Consider the following 24446-nt stretch of genomic DNA (forward strand, 5'->3'; position numbering starts at 1 on the left):
GCCACGACCCAGATGATGTTCAAGGCGCGCTTTCTCGCTCTCGCTCTTCTCGCCACCGTGTCCACCGTCCCCGCGGCGGCGCAGACGCGGCCGGAAATCGAAAAGGCGATGAAGCGCGCCACCACCTTCATGGTCGAGAAGGCTTCGACCAACGGCGGTTATGTCTGGTCCTATCTGCCGGACATGTCGCGCCGCTGGGGCGAGATCGAAGCGACTCCGAACATGATCTGGGTCCAGCCGCCGGGCACGGCGACGATGGGCCACCTGTTCCTCGATGCATATCACGCCACCGGGGACGACTATTATTATCAGGCCGCGGAGGCAGTCGCGGGGGCGCTGATCCGGGGCCAGCACCGCTCCGGCGGCTGGCATTATTTCATCGATTTCGGCGGACCGGCAGCAACCAGGCACTGGTACGAGACGATCGGCAAGAATGCCTGGCGGATGGAGGAATTTCAGCACTACGCCGACAACAGCACCTTCGACGACATGGGAACGTCGGAAGCCGCGCAATTCCTGCTGCGCATCTATCTGGAAAAGCAGGATCCGAAATATCGGCCGGCCCTCGAGAAAGCGGTCAATTTCGTGCTCGACAGCCAATATCCGGCCGGCGGCTGGCCCCAGCGCTGGCCGTTCGATCCCAATTATCCCGGCTATCAGAGCTATATCACGTTCAACGACGAAGTTGCGGCGGAGAACGTCAAATTCCTGCTGATGGCCTATCAGCATCTCGGCGATACGCGTGTGCTCGACGCGATTACCCGCGGGATGAACGTCTACCTGCTGACTCAACAAGCAGCGCCGCAGGCCGGCTGGGCGCTGCAATATACGCTCGATCTGAAGCCGGCGGCGGCGCGAACCTACGAGCCCAATGCGCTGCACACGGCGTCCACCGCCGACAATGTCGAGCAGTTGATGAATTTCTATCGGATGACTGGCGACGGCCGCTTCCTCGCGCGGATCCCGGAGGCGCTGGACTGGCTCGACAGCGTCCGCCTTGCGGAGGGCCAGGGGCAGGGCAGCCGCCGCTTTCCGACCTTCATCGAGATCGGCACCAACAAGCCGGTCTACGTTCACCGGCGCGGCTCGAACGTGGTCAACGGCACCTATTATTGGGACTACAGCCCGGAGGCGACACTCGGCCATTATTCGGCCTTCCGCTCGATCGACGTCCCGCGGCTGCGGCGGGACTATGAAGCCCTGAAGGCGCTGCCGGTCGCCGAGGCGACCAGGGATTCGCCGCTGCTCGCGGCCAATGCGAAGCCGCTGCCGCGCTTCTTCGTCAGCGGCGGCATGGTCGGCTCCGATCTCAACGCGGGATCGGTGACGGCGACGCCGCGCGATCTTATCCGAAGCCTCAACAGCCAGGGCTGGTGGCCGACGCCGCTCAAGGCGACGAGCAATCCCTACAAGGGCGATGGTTCGCCGACTCCGGCCCCGGGGGACTTCCGATCGACCCATGTCGGCGACGAAACCGACACCTCGCCGTACACGACCGACCATCCGGTGACCGGCATCTCGACCGCCACCTACATGGCGAACATGGTCAAGCTGATGGGTGCGCTCCGACCCGAACGCTGACGGTCCGCGCGCGAGGCTATGGCTTCGGTGCGCCCGTTCGTTGCTCGAGCGGGTAGGAGATGATCAGCGCCAGCGGTTCGTTGCCGAGCTGGCGGATGCCGACATCCGCGCCGTCGTAGAGGTAGGCGGTCATCCCGGAGGTCAGCCGTGCCTTGACCCCGTCCGATTCCACTTCGCCTTCGCCGGAGAGGACGTAATAGACTTCGTCATGGGCGATCGGGTGCAGGCCGATCGCCGCGCCTTTGTGGAGCACGCGCTTCCTGAACTCCATCTTGCGGCCCGGCGCGGCGTCGCTGATCCGGTATGCGGTGCTCATCCCAATCGCGCCGTGCGGCGGCGCTTCCTCGCGCACGACCTTGGTCTCGTCGATGACGACCATCGGCGGCGCTGCCGCCGTTGCCAGCGCTGCTGCGATTGCCTCGCTCAGCATCCGTCCCTCCCTTGCTGCCGATGACAGGGTTATCATGCATGGTAACCGTTGTCATCGATAAGGCACCCGGGGCGGCATCCGTGCGTTTCGCCCGCGGTGAACGATGATCCTGGAGGCCGAAGACCTGATGCGTGCGAGACTCCTGATGCGTGCGAGACTGGCGATGATGGCGGCGGCGACGATTGCGGCCAACGCGGCGAGCATCGCCGCGGCCCAAACGCGACCGCTCGGCGCCGATCTCGAGCGCTTCGACTATCCCTATCCGATACGCTGGTTCGAGACCGAGTCCCAAAGCACGGCGGTGCGAATGGCCTATATGGATGTCGCGCCGACAGCGCCCGCCAACGGCCGGACCATCGTGCTGCTCCACGGCAAGAATTTCTGCGCGGCGACATGGGGCGAGACGGCGCGTCACCTCGCTGCGAGCGGTTTCAGGGTGATCGTTCCGGATCAGATCGGCTTCTGCAAATCGTCCAAGCCGAAAGGCTATCAGTACAGCCTTCACAGCCTGGCGACGCTCACCCGGCATCTGCTCGATCGCGCGGGCGTCGGACCCGTCACGCTGGTTGCGCATTCGACCGGGGGGATGATCGCCGTCCGTTTCGCCTTGCTGCATCCCGCGCGCGTGTCACAGCTCGTCCTCGTCAATCCGCTAGGCCTCAACGACACGCTGGCAGAGGGCGTGCCTTATGCCGATCTCGGGACGCTTCGTGCCGAGGAGGCGAAGACAGACGCCAGTTCGATCAAGGCCTATCAGCTGCGCAATTATTATCATGGCGAATGGCGGCCCGGTTACGATCGCTGGGTGGCCATGCTCGCCGGACAATATGCGAGCCCCGACGGCGACATCGTCCGCGATGCCCAGGCGCGGCTTTCGGACATGATCCAGACCCAGCCGGTCGCGGCGGAGCTGCCGCGGATCGCCGTGCCGACGACCCTTATCATCGGTCAGCGCGACCTCACCGCCTTCAGGGGCGGCACCGCGCCGGTTCCGGCCAAGGTCCGCACTGTGCCCCAGGCTGCGGAAGAGGCGGTCACCCGGATCCCCGGTGCGCGGCTGGTGCGGCTCGACGAACTCGGCCATTCGCCCCAGGTCGAGGCGCCCGCGCGCTTTCAGTCGGTCTTGATCGAGGCGCTCGGCCCAAGATAGCCGCGGCGGCCTGCCCAGTTCAGGAACAGCGTTGGCCAGCTCGCCGCGGGCAAGCCCTTGGTCTGGCGGATGCCGAAGCCGTGGCCGCCTTCCTCGAAATAGTGGGTCTCGACCGGCACTTTCGCCGAACGGAGCGCCTCCGAATAGAGGAAGCTGTTCTCGATCGGAACGGCGCCGTCGTCATAAGCATGGACGAGGAAGGTGGGCGGCGTGTTCGCGCGCACCTGCAGGTTCGGCGAATAAGCCCTGATCTGCTCCGCGGCCGACGCGACGCCGAGCAATTCCTTGCGCGATCCGGCATGGACGAACGGCTCGGACAGCGAAATGACCGGGTAGAGAAGCAGCGCGAAATCGGGGCGTGCCGGCACGGTGTCGAGCCGGTCGACCGGGGCGTAGACGTTGCGATCGGCGCCGGTGGACAGCGACGCTGCGAGGTGGCCGCCGGCCGAGGCGCCGAGCACGCCGACCCGCTTCGGATCGACACCGAATTCCGCGGCGCGGCTGCGGATGATGCGTAGTGCCCGCTGCGCGTCCTGCAGTGGCGCATCGGGGCCGGCCGCCCACCCGTCGGCGGGCAGGCGATAGAGCAGGACGAAGCAGGTGATGCCGGCCTGGCTGAAGGGCAGGGCGATCTCGGTCCCTTCCTTGTCGAGCACCGAATAGCGATATCCGCCGCCCGGGATCAGCAGCATCGCCGCACCATTGGGTTTCGCGGGTCGGTACACCATCATCCTCGGATCACGGGTATGCGCGGCGGAGCGATCGTGGAACTCGGGCGAGGTGCTGCGCTCGGTGACTTTCGCCGTAACACGCACCCGCTCGCCGCCCGGCGCGCCGTTCGGCCACAGGTGGATCGTCTCAGCCGGATCCGCCGGTCGACCGCTGCTGCCCGGCTGTCCCTTCGCTGCCCTCGCCGCCGCCAATCCCGCCATTCCCAGTGCCATCGCGCCCCGCCGGTCGATCTTCATGCCGATCCCTCATCCGTGTCGAGACGCGCTTATCCCGCGCCGCGCGTGCCGATCAAGCGGCGTCGCAAAGCGGTTGAGCCGTACCCGCGGCCGGGCTAGCAAGAGGCGATGAGCGCAGGCACGATCCGGGTGGGCATTGGCGGGTGGGACTATGAGCCCTGGCGCGAGACATTCTATCCGCCCAAGCTCGCCAAGACGAAGCAGCTCGAACATGCCGCGCAGCACGTCACCGCGATCGAGATCAACGCCACCTATTACAAGCTGCAATCGCCGGCTTCGTACGAGAAATGGGCGAAGGCGGTGCCGGACGGCTTCAAGTTCGCGCTCAAGGGATCGCGCTATTGCAGCAACCGCCGCGTGCTCGGGGAGGGCGGCGAGGGGATCGAGCGCTTCTGCAACCAGGGCTTCACCGAACTCGGCGACAAGCTCGGGCCGATCGTCTGGCAGCTGATGGCGACCAAGAAGTTCGATCCCGACGATTTCCGCACCTTTCTGTCGTTGCTCCCACGCGAGGTCGCCGGCGTGAAGCTGCAGCATGCCGTCGAGCCACGCCACGAAAGCTTCCGTGATCCGGCCTTCGTCGAAATGATGCGCGCTGCGGGCGTGGCAATCGTGTTCGGCGATGGTGAGGAATTTCCATGCGTGCCGGATATGAGCGGCGACCTCGTCTATGCCCGGCTGCTCGGCGCGCGCAGCGAGGAGCCTCAGGGATATTCGCCGGCCGAGCTCGATCGCTGGGCGGAGGTGGCGCGGGGCTGGGCCGGCGGTATTTGCCCTCGGGATTATCCGTACAGCGCCGAGCATCAAGCGGCGGGGCCGCGCGATGTCTACGTGTTCATGATCAACGGTGCCAAGGAGCGTGCCCCCGCCGCCGCGATGGGCCTGCTCGAGCGGCTCTGACCGCGTCTCGAGCGCAATGCGATCGGAGACAGGATGAACCCGCTTTTTGCCAACACGCCGACGTCGATCTTCGCGTCGATGTCGACGCTTGCCGTCGAGCATGACGCGGTCAATCTCGGTCAGGGCTTTCCGGATTTCGGCTGGCCCGACGATGTCGTCGCCCGCGCTGCCGACGCCTTGCTCCATGGCTCGAACCAATATGCGCCGATGCTCGGCCTGCCCATGCTGCGCGAGGCGGTGGCGTTGCATTATAGCGCGCATCAGCAGATCGATGTTTCGCCGGCGAACGTGACGGTGACCTCGGGCGCTACAGAGGCGCTCGCCGCGGCGATCCTCGCCCTGGTCGAACCCGGCGACGAAGTGCTTCTGTTCCAGCCGCTCTACGACGCGTATCTGCCTTTGGTGCTGCGCGCCGGCGGCATTCCCCGCTTCATTCGGCTGACCCCGCCGGACTGGCGGATCACGGAAGAAGCGCTGGCGCGCGCATTCGGCCCGCGCACGCGCCTCGTCATCTTCAACAATCCGCACAATCCAAGCGCGCGCCTGTTCGACGCGGGCGAGCTTGCTTTGCTTGCAGACGCGTGCGTTCGCCACGATGCGATCGCGCTCACCGATGAAGTTTGGGAACATGTGGTGTTCGACGGCCGCGTCTTCGTGCCGCTGGCGCGGCTGCCCGGCATGGCGGAGCGGACGGTGAAGGTCGGATCGGCCGGCAAGATCTTCTCGCTCACCGGCTGGAAGGTCGGCTGGATCGTCGCGCCGCCGGAACTCGCTGTGCCGATCTCCAAGGCGCACCAGTTCGTCGCCTATGCGACCCCGCCCAATCTCCAGACCGCGGTCGGCTACGGTCTCGGCAAGGACAGCGCCTATTTTGGCACGATGCGTCGCAGTTTCGCCGCGTCGCGGGACGATCTTACCGCCCGGCTCTCCGACGGCGGCTACCATCTTCTGCCCGCCGAGGGGACCTATTTTCTGTGCGTCGACCTGCCGGCCTCCGGGATCACGCTCGATGACGCCGCCTTTTGCGATCGCATCGTCAGGGAATTCGGCGTCGCTGCGATTCCGCTGTCGCCCTTCTATGCAGAGGATCCGGTAACCAGCATCGTTCGTTTGTGCTTCGCCAAGAAGCCCGAGACGATCGCGGCCGGTGCCGACGCGTTGATTGCCGCACGGGCGGAAATGGCCAGATTCCTCAAGTAAAACAGAGCCGCAGACAAGTCTGATCTGTTTCGGACCAAATCCACTATTCTCGCTCCCGAAACATCCGTTCCTGCCTTACTCTGCTGAGAACGGCGGTCATGTCCGCCGGGGAGCGGGGGGAAGATGGCGAGATTGGGTTTGAAGTCCGATCGTTGGATCGTGAGCGGAATGGCGCTGGCTTCGGCACTGATGTGGGCGCAGCCGGCGGTCGCGCAGGACAATGCGCGTGTCGTCTCCAATCCGCCGGAACTCGGCGCCGCGCCCGACAAGCCGTCCAAGCTGCTGCTGGCCCAGCCTGGCCTTGCCGGCGGCAAGGAGAGATTGCTCAACCTCGACATCGTCTATCGCGACGGGGAGATATTCAATCCGGCGACCGGAGTGTGGGACAAGGTCCATCTTCGCAGCTACGCGGATCCGACCGATCCGCCGCCGCCGCCGCGCGCGCCGTTCGTCTCGCCGATGATCGTCGCGGCGCCGGGCGAGACGGTGCGGATTGCGCTCAACAACCGTCTTCCCCCGGACGCAAGCTGCGCGGCCGGCGATCACCACATCAACATCCCGCATTGCTTCAACGGCACCAACCTCCACAGCCACGGCCTGTGGGTCAATCCGTCGGGCAATGGCGACAACGTCCTGCTGTCGATCAATCCGGGCGTGAAATTCCAGTATGAATACAACATTCCCGGCGATCATCCGGCCGGCACCTTCTGGTACCACACCCACCGCCACGGCTCGACCGCCCTGCAGGTGTCGAGCGGGATGGCGGGCGCGTTGGTCATCCGCGGCGAGCGGCCGCCGACGCCGCAGGCCAATGGCGATCTCGATACCCTGCTCAAGGACATGAAGGAGCAGGTGATGGTGTTCCAGCAGATCCAATATTATTGCCTGAAGGATCCGTCGCAACCCGATACCGGCCCCAACCAGACCTATGATTGCCCCTCGAACCAGGCCGGCAAGATCGAAAGTTATGCGGCGTTCGGCCCTGGCAGCTGGGGCAAATCCGGTCGGTTCACGAGCATCAACGGCGAGGTGCTGCCCAGGATCGCCGCCGCGCAGGGCGAGATCCAGCGCTGGCGCATGATCCATGGCGGCGTCCGCGACACCATCGCGTTGCAATTCCGGCCGCTCAAGGCAGGGATCACGAGGCCGGAAAACCTCACCGCCAAGCAGATGGACAGCTGGGTCAAGCTCTACTGCACCGGCGCCCCGATCCCCTACCAGCTGGTCGCCGCCGACGGGCTGACCATGGCCGCTGCGCTCGACACCAAACTCGCGACGTTCCAGCCGGGTTATCGCTTCGATGCGCTGGTCGCCTTTCCCGAGGCGCGCGATTATTGCGCGATCGATGTCGAGACCCCCGAGGCCGGCAGTGTTGGCGGTGACGACGTGCCGCAGCGGCTGCTCGCCATCGTTACCGCCGGAACCGGCGTTGCGACCGGCCCGGATCTGCGAACCTACGTCCAGAAGGCGCTGGTCGAGCGTGCCCAGCGGCTGATGCCGCCTGACGTGCGGGACGACGTCATCGCCGATCTCAGCAACAATTTCCGCCTCGCCAAATTCGTGCCGCACCCGGATGTCGGCGACAAGGAGGTGACCGGCTATCAGAACCTCACCTTCAACATCGATGTCAGCACCCAGAGCACGATGTTCGAGATCGGCAGCCAGGATTACGAGCCGCGTCCCTACGATCCGAACCGGATCGATCGGCAGCTCAGCCTTGGTGCGGTCGAGCAATGGTCGCTGGAATCCCAGTTCGTCAGCCACCCGTTCCACATTCACGTCAATCCGTTCCAGATCGTCTCGATTCTCGATCCGAGCGGCAAGGATGTGAGCGCACCGGGGGCGATCGACAATGCAGGCGGCAAGCTGGCCGATCCCCAATATCCGGGGCTGAAAGGCGTCTGGAAAGACACGCTGATGGTGAAGAGCCTGCTCCCAGGCACCAATCCAGGCGTTTACACGATCACCGTCCGCACCCGTTACCAGCGCTACATCGGCGAGTTCGTCCTCCACTGCCACATCCTCGACCATGAGGATCAGGGCATGATGCAGAATGTCGCAATCGTCCTTCCCGCGGGGGAGGTCGGCGCGCCCGGAAATCAGCTGCAGGATCAGGGTCCGTCCAATGGCCACCACTGAGGCGGGTGCCGAAAGCGCGTTTCTCTACCCCGATGTCCAGGCGGTGCTTGACAAGGCGGCGGGCGAGAGCAGCTCCGATCATGGCGGCCTCGGCCGTTTCTGGACGCTGCCGCTCGGCGCCTTCCTCGATGCCCGGCTGATGGGCCTGGCGCTGATCGCGCCGGTGGGGAGCTGCTGCGGCAAGTCTGCGCCAGGATCCGGGCGCGGCGCCCGATCGGCCCTCGTCCAGGGGCTGCGCGGGCAGGCGCCGTTCGACGGCAGCCGGTTCGTGCGGCTGCCATGGGGCGGCGATGCCGTCGACCCGGCCGATGTGGATCGGATCGAGGCGTGGATTGACGAAGGCTGCCCAGATGCGCCGTTCGCCGAACTGACCATTGCGGAGAATGTCGAAGTCCCGGCGGACGCGCGGATCAAGGTTACCGGCCTGGCCGGCCCCGAATTCGCGCCGACCTCCGATCCCGGCGCCTACCGTCACCAGAAAGGCGAATTGCGCCAGCGGCTGGACATCGATGCGATGAGCGAGGGCCAGCACGAGCGGCTGCGCGCCGCCTTTCGCGAGATGTACGCGCTCAACAAATGGGTGGGCGACGTCCGCAACTACAACAATCTCGCGCTCATCCACCAGAATCACTGCCAGCATGGCTGGGAACGTTTCCTTCCGTGGCATCGCATCTATCTTTACGAATTCGAGCAGGTGTTGCAGGATTTCTGCCCCGACGTGACGATGCCCTATTGGGACTTTTCGGCGCCTGCCTATAGCGATGATCCGCCCAACGGGCGGATCATACCGGACTCGTTCAAGGCCTATCTCGACGAGGCGTCGCTGGAGATCCTCGCCCGCGCCGATATTCCGACCGATCCACTGAGGCCGATCGTCGGAACCCGGTTCACCCGGCCGCATGATTTCTTCGCCGCGGTCGAGCAGGCGATCGGCCCGGACTACATCCTTGGCGAGAACCGCAACCGCTTCATCGACGCTTTGCTCGCCTCCAACGCGCTGTGGTACCCGCTTCGCTATCCCGCCCAATATTTCATCGACGGCAAGCCGGTGACGATCAACGAGCGGATCCACTACCATTATCCGAGCCCGACCGACATCGAGGAGATATTGTCGCTGCGCACCTTCCGGGATTTCGGAGGCGGCAGCCTGTACGTCGACAGTTTCGGGTTCCTCGATCAAAATCCGCACAATACGATGCACATTTGGACCGGCGGCTTCAATCCGGACGTGCCGAAGACGGCGGGCGCGCTCGACGCCGACACCCGCAACCAGGCGGTGCGGGTCACCGGCCGCAGGTTCCACAAGCGCGCCGATCTCTACAGCCAGCCGCCGGTCGGCGACATGCTCAGCAATCTCACTGCGTCCTTTGATCCGATCTTCTGGCCGATCCACGCCAACATCGACCGCTTGTGGTCGGTGTGGCAGCAAGATCATCCGAACAGCCTCCCCGTCGGCCTCGATGCGGTGCTGACACCGTGGAGCTATGCGGTGCGCGACACGATCGACATACATCGCTTCGGCTATGAATATGTCCGGGGCAGCACGATCGTTCCGGTCGGGCTCGACCGGCCGGTCGGCCGCTTCGTCTCGACTTCGATGCCGGTGCCCGAACCGGTCCGCAAGGGCTTCCGCAGCGCCGAGGTGCGGCTGCACCGGGTGCCGCAACTGCCGCGCTCCTGCTTCATCCGGGTGTTCCTCAACGTGCCCGATGCCGACGGCACCACGCCGCTCACCCACGAAGGCTATGCCGGCTATGCCGCCGTGTTCGGTCATGGCGAATGCTATGGCGGGCCGGGCCATTGCGACCTGCCGGATGCGGAGCCGCGTAAATACGACATGCGGCCACGCAGCATGAACACGCCGCGCAACCACCGGATCGACGTCACCCGCACGGTCCGCCGTCTGCTCGACGCCGGCGCGAGCGCGCTGACGGTCACCCTGGTGGTGATCGGCGGCGCCTACCAGGAAGACAAGGAATTGCTGCGGCTGGACGGCGTGTCGCTCAACTTTCTCGACTGAGCTGGGCAGGCCGCAAGGGGGGAGAGAATCATGGGGTCGACACCGATCTATCGAATCCATCCGGGGATCGGGATCGCCCGTCTCGGCGACAGTCCCGACGAATTCTGCATCTCGCCCGAAGGTCCGGCACAGCTGCCGATCGCCTGCGACGCGCAGGGCAACGGCGATGTCGGGCGCGAACAGCCGATCCAGAGGTTCAAGGATGCCGAGGGGCGGATCAAGCGCAATGCCGCGCGCTTCCAGATCTGGGTCTATGACGAGCAGAGCCCCGACGGGCGGCCGCTCAAGATCGGCGATCCGGTCGCCGGCGGCGGCAATCAGGGTGTTCTCGCCGACATCCAGTGGCGCGTCCATTTGTCGAACAAGAAAGCGAGCTGGTACGAATTCAACGCGCTGCAGGGCGAAGCCGGCTATCCCGCCGATGCGCGGCTTCGCAACGCCGACATCACCGATCCGGCGGCACGTCAGCAATTGATCATCGACGCCGGGCCGCAGACGGTCGATCTCACCAGCCGTCGGCGCGCCAGCTTCAGCCGCGGCGGCAACCCGCTCTACGCCGACACCTTCCCGCCCAAGGGCCTGCGTCCCCACGACATCGACACGCTCGGCGAGATCCTGACCGACGACAGCGGCCGGCTGCTCGTCCTCGGCGGCCATGGCCGCAGCGGTTCCTACAAGAGCGATTTCGGGCAGCCGCGGATCGATCATTACGCCAATACCGACGGCTGGTTCGACGACATTTCAGACGGCCCGGTGATGGCGCGGTTGGTGATCGATGCCACGAATGTCGGCCAGCTTCGCTATGTCGACGTCGAATATCCGGCGTGGGTGCTTGTCGGCTATCCACGCTACGCGCCCGAAGTGCTCGACATGATCACCCTGGACGACGTCGTCGAAGATCTCGCCATCCGCGAATTCGCCGACCGGCCCGACATGTTCGGAGCGCCTGGCAGCTTTTCGGCCCCGCAGCGGATCGATCCGACCGACCGACCGGCCCTGCTCCACTGGAAAGCCGGGCGGCGGGAGTGGAATGAGGACTATCGGCCGTGGTTCTGGCGCGACATCTGGACGATCCTGGTCCGGCCGGACGAGCACACCTATTTCACCAACATCCTCCAGCAGAGCAATTTCCCGCACAACCAGTCGAAGCGTGGCACCTTCGATCCGTACCGGCTCTGTATTCCGCCGCGGGTCGTCCCAAAGGCAAAGGCGAAGCGGCAGCATCAGACGGTGCAGGACCACGCCTCCGGCCTGCTCTTCGAGCGTGCGCTGGAGCCGGCGATGATGGTGCTCGACGCGAGCTCGCGTCCGGGCGCGCTCGCCGCCGGCGAGGACGCCGCGCCGATGCTCGCGGCGGCGGCGCTGGCCTTTGTCGCCGCGGTCTGCCCGCCGCTGACCGACGAAGCCCCGGAGGCCTATGCGCTGCGCTGGCAAAGCGTGTTCCGCGAGAACGAGACCGCACCGAGCGCGGCCTATGCCGATGCCGAGGCCGGCCTCGATCAGGCGGTGCGCAATGCGGTGAAGATGCTCGCGGAGCGGCTGTCGGATCCGCCGCCGGCCTTGCTCAAGACGGCCCGGCTGACCACCCGCGAGGAGCCGCCGGCCCGGGCTGGGGAGGGCGATCCCGACGAGCCGATCGCGGCCGCGATCCGACGGGTTGCGCAGGAACATCGCGCCGGCATCCTTCTGCAGCGCGCGCTCGACCAGGCGGTGATCGACGCGACCGCCGATCCGGCCGGTCCGGCACGACGCTACCTGTTCGATCTGCTGCGCAAGCCCGGCGAGGAGAATGTGTTCGTGCTCGGCGGCAATCCTTCGACGCGGACCTATCACCTGCCGCTGATGCCGCTTCTCGCCGGCGACAATCCGATCAGCAACGAGACGGTCAGCAAGTTCCTGCGGCTCACCGACACCCAGCTCTTTCTGCTGCGGCAATGGGCCGAGGGCAAGTTCATCGACGAGGTCGCCGAGGGCTGGGTGCCGAAGATCGATCCTTGGCGCCCCTATGAAGGCTGGACCGCCAAGACCGGCCGCGATCTCGATCGGGGCGTGCTGTCGAACCTGCTCGGCGGCGCCTTCTGCCCGGGCGGCGAAGTCACCTGGATCATCCGCAACCCCGCGATCTGGCGCGAGCCCTACCGGCTCAAGGCCGATCCCGGCTTCGCTGCATTCCGGCTCGCGCCGGCGCAGGAGAATGCTAATCGCTGGGGCGCAGTGATCGGCGAGGAGGCCTATGTCGCTTATGCCGACCAGGACCTCTCCCAGGGCAGCGACTATGATGTCGGCCTGCAGCCCGGCGATCTCACCAAGACGTCCGGCCTGCCGTGGCAGGCGGACTTCAACGAATGCTCCACCCAGACGATCGACGTCACCTACACCGCCTGGAACGCGATCGATCCGACCCGGCCGAACAACAGCCTGCTTGCCCAGGAACAGAGGCAGTGGGAGACTTTGTGGTGGCCGGTCCACCGCCCGATGCAGGTCTGGGAAGCGGTGATGATCGGCGGCAAGCGCACCTACGAAATGCGCAACTGGTCGCGCGGCGTTTCCCAGACGCTTGCCGGCGACCTCAAGATGGTGACCGAATGGTCGAAGCTCGGCTTCGTCATCCGCAATCCGTACGAGGACGTCGATTCCTCCTCCCCCGACAACAAATATATCAGCGTGGAACGCAGTGGAGACGAGCCGTGACCAGCAATCCCTTTGTCGGCATTTGGGCCTATCGCAGCCTGCTCAACGATCCCGATCTCGCAACCGATTTCGACAAGCTCGAATTCGGTCGTGGCACGCTCACCATTGAGCAGGCGGGGCCGGCGCAGCTTGGCGGCTCCATCGGCGGGCCGGGCTGGTCGCTGACGCTGCGCGGCAGCTTCGGCTTCGGGTCGCCGATGCAGGTCCGTTTCCAGGGCAAGGGCGATGTCGACGGCGTTCCCTGGGTCTACGATTACATCGCCTGGCTGGTGCCCGATTGGCCGGCGAGCGCGAAGGGGCAGCAGGTCGATGCGCTGGTCGGCTCCGTCACCCGCACCATTTTTCATGGAAGCGGTCCCGCCGGGGAGGTCGCCTCCTTCTACGCGGTGCGCCAGGCCGCGGAGTGACGCCGCCGCTCTACGACGTCGCGGTGGTTGGCGGCGGTCCGGCGGGATCGGCGGCCGCGCTCGCGCTTCGCCGCCATTCGCCGGATCTCACGGTGGTGATGCTCGAGGCGGGCGATCATCGCGGGCTCAAGGCGGGAGAAGTGCTTCCCGCACTGGCGGCGCCACTGCTCGACAGTCTCGGCCTCGGCGCGAAGTTCGCGGCGGAAGCGTTCACGCCATCGCTGGCGACCGCGTCGGCGTGGGCCGGTGAGAGCCTCGCCGAACGCCACAGCCTGTTCTCGGCGGCGGGCCACGGATGGCACCTCGATCGCGCCCGCTTCGACCGGTTGCTGGCCGACGGCGCCGCGGCCGCCGGTGTCGATCTGCGCCGCGGGTGGCCGGTCGCCGGTGCCGCCGCAACCCCGTTCGGCTGGCGGCTGCGGTCAGCCGGCGGCGCCGTTCTCGATGCCCGGCTGCTGATCTGGGCGACCGGCCGGAGCTGGCGGCTGGCGCGGTCGCTCGGCGCCGGCGTCACAGCGCACGACCGCCGCGCCGCCTTCCTCCGATTCTTCGCCGATGCGGCCGCCGACGGCCGCACCCTGATCGAGGCGCGCCCGGAGGGATGGTGGTACACCGCGGATCTGCCGGGTCGTCAGCGGGTGATCGCCTGCATAAGCGACGCCGCCAGTGCGCGCGCCGCCCGTCTGCGCTCGGCGTGCGGCTGGTACGGCGCCTTGGCTGCGACCCGGCATGTGCGGGCAGTGCTCGGCGACGGCGCGGTGGAGCTCGGCGCCGCCGCGCGGCCGGCCGGCACGGTGACGCTGGCGCCGGTTTGCGGGCCGGGCTGGTTCGCCGCCGGCGATACCGCCTTCGCGGCCGATCCGCTCTCCTCGCGCGGCCTGGTAGCGGCTTTACGCTCAGGCATCTTCGCCGCTTATGCGGCGGCCGATGCCTGCGAGGGGCGCGGGCGGCAGGCGGAGGCACGCTATGCTTGGCTGCTGGCCCAGGATCTCGCGCAGTATCGCGACGCGCTTCGCCGCCATTATGCCGAAGCGGCGGACCATGCGGATCAACCCTTTTGGCGCGTCGCGGCAGAGGAGATTGGTCCGGTCAGGCATGAATGAGGCAGGCCTCGCCTGGGCGGACATGGTAGATTAGGCAGCAGCGCCACGGGGGCAAAGAGAGGCAGAGGAGGGGACATGGCAAGCGATCCGAACGACCCGCATTTCCCGGTCAGCAATCTGACGTCGCAGAGCCGGCCGTCGGAGGAAGTGGTCGCAGCGCCCGAAACCGGAACCGAAAGCGGGGTACTCGCCGCCGATGGTCCGGTCGAGAAGGACGGCGCGAAGGCTGCGACCGAAAGCGCGCCGGCGATGGACTCGGCGCCGGTCGAAGCGCCGCGCACGGAGCATCTCCAGGATATCGGCGCCGCCTCGTTCAACGACGATGCGATCGCGCTGGAGGCGATCCTTGGCACGGACGAGCGAGTCCGCATCACGGACACGTCGAGCTACCCCTATCGTGCAATCGCGTCGCTCCTCATCACCGCGAACGATGGCGCGCAATTCGTCGGCACCGGCTGGTTCGTCAGTCCGCGGACTTTGATCACCGCGGGGCACTGCGTCTACGTCAAGAATAGCGGCCGCCCGAACCGCGAGGGCTGGGTCAAGAGCATTCAGGTCATGCCCGGCCGGAACGGTGCCGCGCTGCCGTTCGGCTCCGTCACCAGCAGCCGCTTCTGGACGGTCAAGGGTTGGGCCGACACTGGCGACGAGAGCTTCGATTATGCGGCGATCATCGTTCCCAACGAGCTCGGCGGCAAGGTCGGCTGGTTCGGCTACGGCGTCTTTCCCGACGCGGTGTTGAAGGACGCAATCCTCAACGTTGCCGGCTATCCGGTCGACAAGAAGGGCGCGGAGCAGGGGACGTTGTGGCACGACAGTCGCAAGACCGCGGCGCTCGGTTCGACAAAGGTCAATTACGAGATCGACACTGTCGGAGGCCAGAGCGGCGCGCCCGCCTACATGATCCGCGACGGTGCCCGCTACGTCGTCGCCGTCCATGCTTATGGCGGTGTGGTCACCAACAGCGGCACCCGGATTACCGCGGCCGTGATGGAGAATATCAGCGCCTGGCGAAGCTGACGGGGATCGCTGCAGAGCATGGCCGGGACTCGCCGCCCGACGGCTGCGCCTGACTTCCTTTCTCAACCGCATGGCCGCGGGCGCTGGTCTCGCGGCCGGTCAAGGCTCCAGAGTCACGTCGAAAGTCGGTCCGCTGGGGATGATCACGCCCTGATCGGCGCAATTGCTGAACTCGCTATAGGCATCTGCGACGATACTGATCCTGAGTGCCGGTTTGCCAGGAGCGGGGGATGGCCGGAGAAACACCCGCTGCTCGCGCGTCCGCTTCGCGTGGCCGGCAACCCGCTCGAAGCCCTGTGACAGGTAGAAGCGCTCATAGTCATCCATCCTGGCTTGTGTCGCCGCCACCGCGATTGCCGTGTGCCCCATGTAGAAGCGAACATGGTCCTTCCCGCCGGGCCTGTCCTTCGCGGCCTGCACTCTCAGCCGATCATATTCGGCCGAAACCGGGCTGCCGCTCGTGTAGAGAAGGCGCAGCGGCGTGTATCGGCACCGAGCCGGGCGCGCACCCGGCGGCAACGGTATTCCGCCGGTGACCTGCTCGACCAGCGCAAACGGATCCAGGCGCCCGTCGCGTGCGTCGCGTGTCGCTCTCATCCACGTGTCGCGATCGCGGATCGCGCTAACGCTGCGCCATTCGGGGGGAAGCGTGCCGGGCGCGGCGCTCGCTTGCGGCGCCGGCGCCGAACTGTCCGAAGACGCCGGCTTGGGCCCGCTCGGTCGCGCGGCTTTAGGCCGGGGTTGCTGCCGCGTAAGCGCCGCTTCGAAGTCGGTCTCGTCCTCGCGCGCGTTGCTCGGCACGGGGGCGCACCATGCCGGCCCGCCTGCGAGCACTGCCCCGACGGAGCAGGCGACGAGCGCGCCCTGCCAAAAACGTCTTGAGTTTTTCATCGTCGATCCTGAGCGATCCGGAAGATGCGGGCAGATCCGACGAAGGCATTCTCAACAGGCGTGGCTCCGCGTGAAATATACGTGAATTCCTTCTTCCAAGCACCGCAGAGCGAAGCGCCTCGAGGTCAGTCGGGTGCTGAGCCGGTTTCCGGATTGTATCGGGGATTGGCCGGATCCAGCGGTGAAGGGTCAACGGCGGCAGGTACGGCCGCGCTTTCCTCCCATGCCCGGCAGAGCATGTCGCGCAGCATCGATGCCCCGGCGGCGGTGCGCTCGTACACGAGCGCACGGACTTCCTTGTCCGCAGGATCGGCAAAGCCGCTTCGCTTCTCCAGCGTGTAGACGGAGTCCAGCTTGCCCGCGGCCTCGTCCAGGAAGGCGAGAATCGCATCGAACATGTCGCCGCTGCGATGTCCGGGAGCGCCGATCCGGCCGGCTATGTCGCCGGTGCTGAGGGCGATCGCGTCGACAAAACCGCTTTCGAAGCGGCCGTGGATCGAGCGATCGCGGGTATAGTTTTGGGGATTGTCGCCGCGCCAGCCATCGCTGTGAATCGAGTCGTGCAGCGGTTGCGATCCATCGCCGATATAATGGCCGAGCCGGATGACCTGAAAGGCGCAATGCTGCTCCGGAAACGTCGAATCCCGGCCTTCATTTTGCGCGGCCCGCACGGCACGCATGCACACGACCAGCCGGTCATAGGCCTCGATCGCCGCGTAGGGCAGGGTCCCTGTCCAGCGTATGTTGGTCCGCCCGGCGGTTTCCGGATCCGTACCCTTGATCCGGTCATACTGTTTGTGCAGCGCGAGCACGAACTCGTAGCGCGAGCGCGGGATCGGCCGCAGGAACGCGAATTGCTCCTTGAACCAGCCGTGGTTCGGATCCTCTTCGATCTTCGAGAAATTCTCCGAATTCCCGCGCCAGCTATCGGGCAGCGAGGCCGATCCGGCTATGAAATCGATCTGCTTTCGAAGGAAGATCGGCCCGTCGTCGGGGATGGCCTCGATCGCGGCCCGATCGATGACGGCATGCGCGCGCTCGCCCCAAGCCTGGGCGGCGGTGGATTGACCGGCGACGACCGGGAGGGCGGCGAGAGCTGCGAGAAAGAGGTGGCGCATCCGGGTCTCCGTGGCTGTGTCAGGGATCGAGCGGGTCGTGCGGGTCGATCCGCGCGGATCCGGACGATGGGCGATATTCGAGCTCGGTCGGCGAAACTCGCTTGCCGACCCTACCGGGAAGATAGCCAAGCTCGCGCAGGTTCCGCGCCGCAAAGGCGGGGCCCTCGATGGTGGCGCTCTGCACCGGATTGCAGACGATCAGCAGGTCCTTGGCCAGCGGCGCGCCCAGCATCATCAGCAGCCGTGCGGCATTGCGAAGATTGGTGGTCGTGTGCCGCGCATAAGGTTCGATCACGATCGCCTCGGCCGGGACGCCGTAGCGGTGGATGAGTGCGCTGCGCATTTCCTCCGCTTCGGTGAACCTGGTTGCGCGCGGATTGGCACGGCCGCCGGTGACGATAATGTACGGAATGTCCCCGCGCGCGAAGCGGTTCGCAGCGAGCCGCAGATGCAGCTTGCCGAGGGGGCTGAGCGGCATCTCGGGCACTTCGGGCCCCACCCCGGTCACGACCATTGCGCTGTAACGGTAGCGCGCCCATTCTAGCGTCCTGGCGCGTGCAAAGGCAGGTTCGTTGAGGCCGGCTGAGATCGGTTCGAAACCGATCGCGTCGGTGCGATCATTGGTGTCGAGCAATGCCAGGGCGAACTCGATCGACGGATCGAGCGCCTGCAGCGATCCGGCCCGCGGCGTTTGGGCGAGCGCAAGGGCCGCTTTCGTCCGGGTTTGCGCTTCCGGACCATCGGCCGGGATGCCGGAGCCGTCGATCGCCGGGTAGGCGGGAACGCCGCCGAGCGCATACGTCTCGATGATCGTGTCTAGGCCGCGCAGCTCACGGCCGACGCCGTTCGCTACGCCATCCTCGGGCGCCGGAACGCCGGGGAGCGAAGCCAGGGCGGAGGTCATCACTTCGATTTCGGCCGCCTGCCACAGCATTGCCCTGGCCTGGCAAAGGGTCTCGGTGCCGCACGCCTGACGCCGCCCCGCACGATCGGCAAGCACGCGCCGCACTTCTAGCCGCGCCGCCAGGGTTGCGAGGCTGTCCGGACGGGCTGCACCGTTCAACACCGGAAAGAGCCGCCGGGAGAGGTTCTGGGCGAGCCTGTCCGGCACCGTGTCCGTTGGTGCCGCAGGCGGAGTATCCACCCCGGCTACGGCCGGGGTGGCGGCGAGGATGGCGGCGACGACCGTCGCCAGTCCGCACCGCCAGCCGGTCACCACGAGGTGCCGACGACGAGGCGAACATTCCGGCCGAAGATCGGGCGGCCGTAGATCGCTTCGCTGCTTCCCTGTCCGCTCAGCGAGTCGGTGCGGGTATTGCCTTCGGTGAGGCCGTGGGCGTTGAACAGATTGTCGCCGACGACTTGTACCTGCCAGCGGCCGCGGCGCAGCGTCACGCCCGCGCCGACCGTGCCGTAGGACGGCAGCGCCGTGTTGTTGTAGAGATCGACGTAACGCTTGCCCATGTAGGTGTAGCGGCCATAGACCGAGACTTCGGTGCCGGCCGTGGTGAAATCGAAGCTCGGGCGGATGTTGCCGTAGATCTTGGGCTGGCGGACGATCTGATTGCCCTCGGCCTGTTCCGGGTCGGCGCCGGTGGCGCTCTCGAAATTCTTGTACTTGGGATCGCTGATCGTCAGCGCGCCGTTCAGCGAAAACCATGGCGTCACTGCCCATGCGCCGTCGAATTCCACGCCCTTCACCTGCGCTTCGCCGATGAAGGGTACGTTGACGTCGTTGCGCCCGGTGGTCGGGTCGAAGGCGAGGAACGAGGCATTGAGCGGATCGAAATTGGTGTAGAAGCCGGTGACGTAAAGGTAGGAGCGGCCCCAGGCCAGCTTGAGCCCGGCTTCATACTGGTCCGCCACCGTCGTCAGGATCGTCGGGTTGATCGACATCACTGTCTGGATGTTGGGCGGTGTTTCGAGGTGCGAGGCGCGACCGTAGATACCGACATGATTGCTGAAATCGTAATTCGCCCCGATGGTCCAGTTGGTGACGTTCGGTTTGAGTTTCTGGTTGACGATCGCGCCGGTGAACGCCCGCGTAGCGTCGTCGGCAAGGGTCGTCGGGTCGCCGAGATTGACCTGTGTCGTCAGTGCGGCCCAGCCCTTGTAGCTGTAGCGTTCATGACGGATGCCGCCGTCCAGGCGGAGGCCGGGAACGATCTCCCAGGTGTCGTTGGCGAACAGCGCGTACATGGTGGCATCGGAATCACCCTGGTTGAGCGTCGCCGCATAATTGAGCACTCCATTGTCGGTGACCCGTCCGAGCTCGGCGCCGGTGGCGGAATAGGCAACGAGATCGAGGGTGCGCGGCTGGCCCGCCACTTCGATCAGGAAATTCTGATAGGTGGTGCGGCTGTCCTCGCCATAGGCGCTGGCATAAAGCCCCAGCTTGAGATCGTGGCTGCCGAGGCCGGTCTCGAAGCGCTTGGCAACCGACAGCGTGCCTTGCCCGGAATAGAATTTTGAATGAATGTCCCGATACTGTCCCTGCATGACGAGGCCCGAAGCGGCATAGGGATCGTATGCCGTGGTGGTGCCGGCGAGCACGTAGCCGAGCGAGGCGACGTTACCGAACGCGGTGCGCGATCGTGCCAGGTAGGAATTGGCGAAGACGTTCGCATCGGCAGGGTTGGTGGTCGAATAAAAAGCGGTGAAATCGAGCTTACCCCGCGTGAAGCCACCCTTGGCCTGGACCAGCCAGCCGCCGAAATCACCTTCATATTGGGCGCCGACATTGACCATCCGCATGTGACGGCCGTCCGACAGATCGCTGGTGCGGCTCTGGATCTGACCGGCACCGTCGCGCCACAGCAAGTTGACTTTGCGCAGCGCCGGCGAGTTCATCGTTCCGGTGAAGAAATCGATATAGGGATCGAGGGAGACGCTTGGATCACGGGGGTCCGCAATCGGGATCGGCAGGTAGAAGACGTTGTGATCGTTGACGTAGTTGACGTTGAACTTGACGGAGCCATTGGCGAGATCGTGCTTCAGATTGGCGCGGATCTGCCCGCCTTTGTCGTTGGCGAAGCCATTGTCGCGATAACCGTCATGGTGGCGGAGAAAGCCGCCGATTGCATAATAGGTGTCCTTGCCGAGAGGACCCGCCTGATAGGCGTCGAGCCGGTAGAGGCCGGTATCGCCAAGGGTCACCTGCGCCCGCCCTCGCGGCGTCTCGTCGCCCGTTACCGTGATCGCGTTGACGATGGCGCCCGAATAGCTCGCATAGACGGGTGCCGGACCGCCGCGCACGACCTCTACGCGGTCGGTCATCAGATCCGCCTTCAGGATGGCGTCGCCGCGGAAGAAGACACCGTCATTCTCGTGGAACAGCGGCAGCCCGTCCTGCTGGAAGCTGACGAAGCCGCCATCATTGGGCAGGCCGCGGATGCGATAGATGTTCTGGACCTCGCCGCCGGTAATCTCGGTCTGGAAGCCGGGAAGCTGGCCGATCAGATCGGCGAAGTTGACCGGGGCGATCTTTTCGATGTCCTCCCGCGACAGCGTGTTGATCGCGAAAGAGGCATCGAAGCGCCGCTGGGCACGGGTCGAGCCGGTGATGACGATCTCGTCCGAGCCGTTTCCGGCCTCCGCAACGCTGGACGTGTCGGCCGGCGTGACCGCGCCTTCCTGTTGCTGCGCCGGCTCGGCGTCCTGTGCCCGGGCGGGGACGGCGATTGCGGAACAGATGGCGGAAAGCGCCGTACCGGCGAATATCGTCTTGAGCATAAGCCCCCCAGAATTGCATTGCGTGACGCCGCGCGGGCGACAGGGAGGCCGATGGCGGCAGGTTGTGACAGTTTTAATCGTTTTTGTTGAATTTAATCGTTCGTTCTGCGGCGGCATACAGGCGGCGCGTGAGATCGGGCGGGCTTATGTTCGGCGACGGGCTGCTTGAGCCCTCCGACAAGGTGTGTTATACAAATAGTACACCAAGGAGGGTCACGCGATGATCACGTCGAAGCTCACTCGAAAACTGGGTCGCAAGCTCGGGCGCAAGCTGGCGAAGAAGCTGTTCCGCAAAGTCTTCCGCAAGCTCGATCGGCTTTGAGGCGGAGCCGGCGACCAGGCGTCGCCGCGCGGGAGTGCCCGGTGTCGCAAGCGGCGATCCAAAGAATGTTGCTCAGGCGGTGACCAGATGGAGGGCGTGCGAGGCCGGACCGACGCGCAGCCGGCGTCCCCAATCGAAGCCGATGAAATCCTGCTCGATTCCGTCTGCGAAGATGATGCCGCCGTCGTTCATGCGCGAGGTGATCTCGAGCCGGGTATCGGCGAGCTTGCCGCACCGCATCGTGGTGCCGGTGGCGATGCTCGGAAAGGGTTCGCGGACGAAATAGGCGACCGCGCGTTCTTCGACCGCGAGCGACACCTGCTGCCGGGTCGCTTCCATGATCGACCGCGCCCATCCAGTCGCGCCGGTGCCGGAAGCGACGATCAGGCCGCTCGACGATTGATCCTCGTGCGTTCCGGCGGCATCGAGGCTATAGCGTGCCGACTGGTGGCTGCGATGGCCGACGAAGATCTCGTTCAGCGCCAGCAGCCGCTCGCCATTGTCGAGGACCGCCTCGACCATCGTCCGGCGCTCGAGCTGGGCATCGCCGGCCGCGGCTTGTAGCAGCAATCGGCCGAGCCGATCGACCGGCACGCGCGCGAGCACGCCGTCATAGAGATCGGGGGACGGATTGACGCCAAGCACCGGTTGGCCGGACAGGTATTTGGCGACGTTGGCGACGAGGCCGTCCTGGCCCACGGCAACGACGACATCCTCCGGACCGAACAGGAACCGATCGAGATCCGCGCGGCGGACCAGGGTCTGACGCCAGTCGCGCGACACCGCGGCGCGAGCGCTGTGGAGCGCGCGCTCCCGCTCGGCATGCCGCGCCTCGAGCGAGGCGAGGCTCTGGCCGCGACTTTCCAGGAAGAAGCGCGCCTGTTCGCGGGTAGCGTGGCGGGCGAGAAGCAACTCGTAGTCGCTTTCCCGGGTGACGAATACCGCGCGCGGTGGGTTGGTCGCCATCGCCGGCCTTACGGGACCGGCAGGATGGCCGGGGCGCGGCGGAATTCGCCGACCAGGCTGGCAAGGAGATCGGGCGTGACGTTCAGATGCTCGATCGTGTCGAGCTTGCCCGCGGCTTCCCGCGCTGCGAGGCCGAGCAGCACGCCGGGCGGCAGATCGCGGTAGATGGCGATGCGCGCCTGCTCGGCTTCGGCGCGTGCGCTCTCGACCGTGCGGATGCGATCGGCCTCGGCGGCGGCTTCGACCTGCTGCGCTTCGGCGAGACCTGCGGCACGGCTGCGCGCGTTGTCGGCCTCTTCGGTGATCAGCATCTTCTCGCGACGGGCAAGCTCGGTGCGATTGGACAATTCGTTCTCGGCGATCGCCCGTTCCTTGTCGACGGCAAGTGCGCGCCGCTCGAAGGTCGCTTCGTCGGCCTTTTGCTGCAGCGCCTCGAAGGTCGGAGTCTGCAGCGCGCGTTCGAGCTCGCTCGTCGGCGCAAGATTGGTGAGGCGGATCGCGACCAGCTCGATGCCGATGTCCGCAACGGCAGGATCGGCAGTGAGCGCCACCTCGAGCGCGCGGCGCAGCGGCTCCGGCCCGGCGTCGAGCAAGGCGCGGACCGGCGCATGGGCAAGATGCTGGAGCGCAGCCTGGTTGACGAGGCCGGCGAGCCGGGTTTCGATCCGCTGGATCGGCTCGGCCTGGTGGGCGCCGGTGAACAGGCCGATGCTGAAATCGACGCGGCTGGCCAGTAGTTCGGGGTCGGCGACTCGCCAGGTCAGCGTTCCCTGGACGGCGACGCTCTGGAAATCCTGGCTGCGGCCCTTGACGAACAGCGCCATCTCGCGGTCGTCCATCGGCAGTTCGGCGATGCTCGCGGTCTCCGGCCGGAACCAGAAGACGAGTCCGCGCCCGCTCTGCCGAATGCGGCCGTTGCGGTAACGGATGACGTGGCTGCTGGCATCGCTGCGCAGCTGTGCCACCAACCCGAAATTCTTGATGTGTGCCATCACATGTCTCCTTTGTCGGATGGGTTGAAGCGATAAAGTTCAGCGGGACGAAACGAGGCGCCGGTCTCCCGCTCTCCGGTCGGGATCAGCCAACCCCGATCGAGCATGCGCCGGCGGAAGGCGGGCTTGTTGAGCTGCTCGCCGCGGATCGCTTCGTGCACATCCTGGAGCGCACGCAGGGTGAACCGTTCCGGCAGCAGGGCGAAGGCGACGCGAGAATAATCGAGCTTGCCGCGCAGCCGGCGGATCGCGTGGCCGAGGATTTCGGCATGATCGAAGGCAAGGGGGAGGGGCTCGCCCGCAGCCGACCGAATTTCGGCGGGGGCGCCGGTCGCCGCCTTGTCTGGAAGCGTCAGTGCTGCAAGCGCGAGCCCCTCTCGTGCCGCGAGTGCGGCTGCGAAGCGCTCTGCCGGCAGCAAGGCGAAATAGGCCACGCTGATGATCCGCATGCGGGGATCTCGGCCGACCGCTCCGAAGGTGTAGAGCTGCTCGACATACAGGTCGGCCATGTTCGCCTTCTCCCGGAGCAGGCGGTGGGCGGCGTCGTCGAGGCTCTCGTCGATGCGCACGAACCCGCCCGGAAGTGCCCAATGATCGATGAAGGGATGCTCCTGCCGCCGTGTCAGCAGGACCGCCGGTGCGCGACCGACGATGCTCATCAGCACCAGGTCGACCGTGACGGATGGCCGATCGAAGGCGCTCGGGTCATAGCTTTCCAGGAAGTCGTGTTCTGTCACTCTCAAACCCTTACGTGCGCGATGCGCATTAGTTAGACGCAATATGCATCTAAGTCAAGCGTCCGCGAAGCTCCCGCAT

The 24446-nt window shown here is 65.9% G+C and carries 19 protein-coding genes; 10 read left to right on the plus strand and 9 right to left on the minus strand.

Going from position 1 to position 24446, the window contains the following annotated elements:
- Positions 1–12 precede the first annotated feature (12 nt).
- Positions 13–1581: a pectate lyase gene (locus C7I55_RS00755; protein ID WP_199192671.1), complete on the plus strand. Its 1569-nt coding sequence runs from the start codon at positions 13–15 to the stop codon at positions 1579–1581.
- A 16-nt stretch (positions 1582–1597) separates the two neighbouring features.
- Here the strand turns inward: C7I55_RS00755 and C7I55_RS00760 are convergent, their stop codons facing one another.
- Positions 1598–2011, minus strand: coding sequence for a cupin domain-containing protein (locus C7I55_RS00760; protein ID WP_106510997.1), 414 nt, complete (start codon positions 2009–2011; stop codon positions 1598–1600).
- 145 nt (positions 2012–2156) lie between these two features.
- On the opposite strand from C7I55_RS00760, the gene C7I55_RS00765 reads away from it, so the two are divergent.
- Complete coding sequence (locus C7I55_RS00765; RefSeq protein ID WP_106511602.1) at positions 2157–3161, plus strand: alpha/beta fold hydrolase; 1005 nt, start codon at positions 2157–2159, stop codon at positions 3159–3161.
- On the opposite strand, the gene C7I55_RS00770 is transcribed toward C7I55_RS00765, so the two are convergent.
- A complete protein-coding gene (locus C7I55_RS00770; RefSeq protein WP_106510998.1) occupies positions 3125–4129 on the minus strand; it encodes an alpha/beta hydrolase in 1005 nt (334 codons plus the stop codon). The two genes, C7I55_RS00765 and C7I55_RS00770, sit on opposite strands and share 37 nt — an antisense overlap.
- 108 nt (positions 4130–4237) lie before the next feature.
- Here C7I55_RS00770 and C7I55_RS00775 point away from each other — a divergent pair, with 108 nt between their 5' ends.
- From C7I55_RS00775 to C7I55_RS00810, 8 genes are all read left to right on the plus strand, one after another.
- Positions 4238–5029, plus strand: a complete 792-nt coding sequence (locus C7I55_RS00775; protein ID WP_106510999.1) for a DUF72 domain-containing protein — start codon at positions 4238–4240, stop codon at positions 5027–5029.
- 33 nt (positions 5030–5062) lie between these two features.
- On the plus strand, positions 5063–6229 hold the full coding sequence (locus C7I55_RS00780) for an aminotransferase (protein ID WP_106511000.1): 1167 nt from the start codon (positions 5063–5065) through the stop codon (positions 6227–6229).
- A 123-nt stretch (positions 6230–6352) separates the two neighbouring features.
- Entirely contained in the window at positions 6353–8368 is a 2016-nt protein-coding gene (locus tag C7I55_RS00785) for a multicopper oxidase family protein (RefSeq protein WP_106511001.1), read from the plus strand.
- The gene (locus C7I55_RS00790) at positions 8355–10388 is read left to right on the plus strand and encodes a tyrosinase family protein (protein ID WP_106511002.1); all 2034 of its coding nucleotides are present in this window, start codon (positions 8355–8357) and stop codon (positions 10386–10388) included. The genes C7I55_RS00785 and C7I55_RS00790 overlap by 14 nt, the downstream gene beginning before the upstream one ends.
- A 30-nt stretch (positions 10389–10418) precedes the next feature.
- Positions 10419–13079 carry a LodA/GoxA family CTQ-dependent oxidase gene (locus C7I55_RS00795; protein ID WP_106511003.1) on the plus strand — a complete coding sequence of 887 codons (2661 nt, stop codon included), beginning with the start codon at positions 10419–10421 and terminating at the stop codon, positions 13077–13079.
- A complete protein-coding gene (locus tag C7I55_RS00800; protein ID WP_106511004.1) occupies positions 13076–13486 on the plus strand; it encodes a hypothetical protein in 411 nt (136 codons plus the stop codon). Before C7I55_RS00795 ends, C7I55_RS00800 begins: the two co-directional genes overlap by 4 nt.
- Entirely contained in the window at positions 13483–14589 is a 1107-nt protein-coding gene (locus tag C7I55_RS00805) for an NAD(P)/FAD-dependent oxidoreductase (protein ID WP_109043762.1), read from the plus strand. The genes C7I55_RS00800 and C7I55_RS00805 overlap by 4 nt, the downstream gene beginning before the upstream one ends.
- Positions 14590–14664: 75 nt before the next feature.
- Entirely contained in the window at positions 14665–15609 is a 945-nt protein-coding gene (locus C7I55_RS00810) for a trypsin-like serine peptidase (protein ID WP_199192672.1), read from the plus strand.
- Between the two features lie 99 nt (positions 15610–15708).
- Here C7I55_RS00810 and C7I55_RS27940 read toward each other — a convergent pair whose 3' ends face one another.
- The 7 genes from C7I55_RS27940 to C7I55_RS00845 form a co-directional block, all read right to left on the minus strand.
- Positions 15709–16500: a hypothetical protein gene (locus tag C7I55_RS27940; RefSeq protein ID WP_106511005.1), complete on the minus strand. Its 792-nt coding sequence runs from the start codon at positions 16498–16500 to the stop codon at positions 15709–15711.
- Between the two features lie 125 nt (positions 16501–16625).
- Positions 16626–17618, minus strand: a complete 993-nt coding sequence (locus C7I55_RS27945) for a phospholipase C/P1 nuclease family protein (protein ID WP_158266219.1) — start codon at positions 17616–17618, stop codon at positions 16626–16628.
- 19 nt (positions 17619–17637) lie between these two features.
- Positions 17638–18834: a YdcF family protein gene (locus C7I55_RS00825; RefSeq protein WP_233221964.1), complete on the minus strand. Its 1197-nt coding sequence runs from the start codon at positions 18832–18834 to the stop codon at positions 17638–17640.
- A complete protein-coding gene (locus C7I55_RS00830; RefSeq protein WP_106511006.1) occupies positions 18831–21350 on the minus strand; it encodes a TonB-dependent receptor in 2520 nt (839 codons plus the stop codon). Before C7I55_RS00830 ends, C7I55_RS00825 begins: the two co-directional genes overlap by 4 nt.
- 394 nt (positions 21351–21744) lie before the next feature.
- Positions 21745–22638: an NAD(+)/NADH kinase gene (locus C7I55_RS00835; protein ID WP_106511007.1), complete on the minus strand. Its 894-nt coding sequence runs from the start codon at positions 22636–22638 to the stop codon at positions 21745–21747.
- A gap of 8 nt (positions 22639–22646) precedes the next feature.
- On the minus strand, positions 22647–23630 hold the full coding sequence (locus C7I55_RS00840) for an SPFH domain-containing protein (RefSeq protein WP_106511008.1): 984 nt from the start codon (positions 23628–23630) through the stop codon (positions 22647–22649).
- Positions 23630–24367: an NUDIX hydrolase gene (locus tag C7I55_RS00845; RefSeq protein WP_106511009.1), complete on the minus strand. Its 738-nt coding sequence runs from the start codon at positions 24365–24367 to the stop codon at positions 23630–23632. The genes C7I55_RS00840 and C7I55_RS00845 overlap by 1 nt, the downstream gene beginning before the upstream one ends.
- Between the last annotated feature and the right edge of the window lie 79 nt (positions 24368–24446).

Source organism: Allosphingosinicella deserti, from assembly GCF_003012735.1.
GTDB lineage: Bacteria > Pseudomonadota > Alphaproteobacteria > Sphingomonadales > Sphingomonadaceae > Allosphingosinicella > Allosphingosinicella deserti.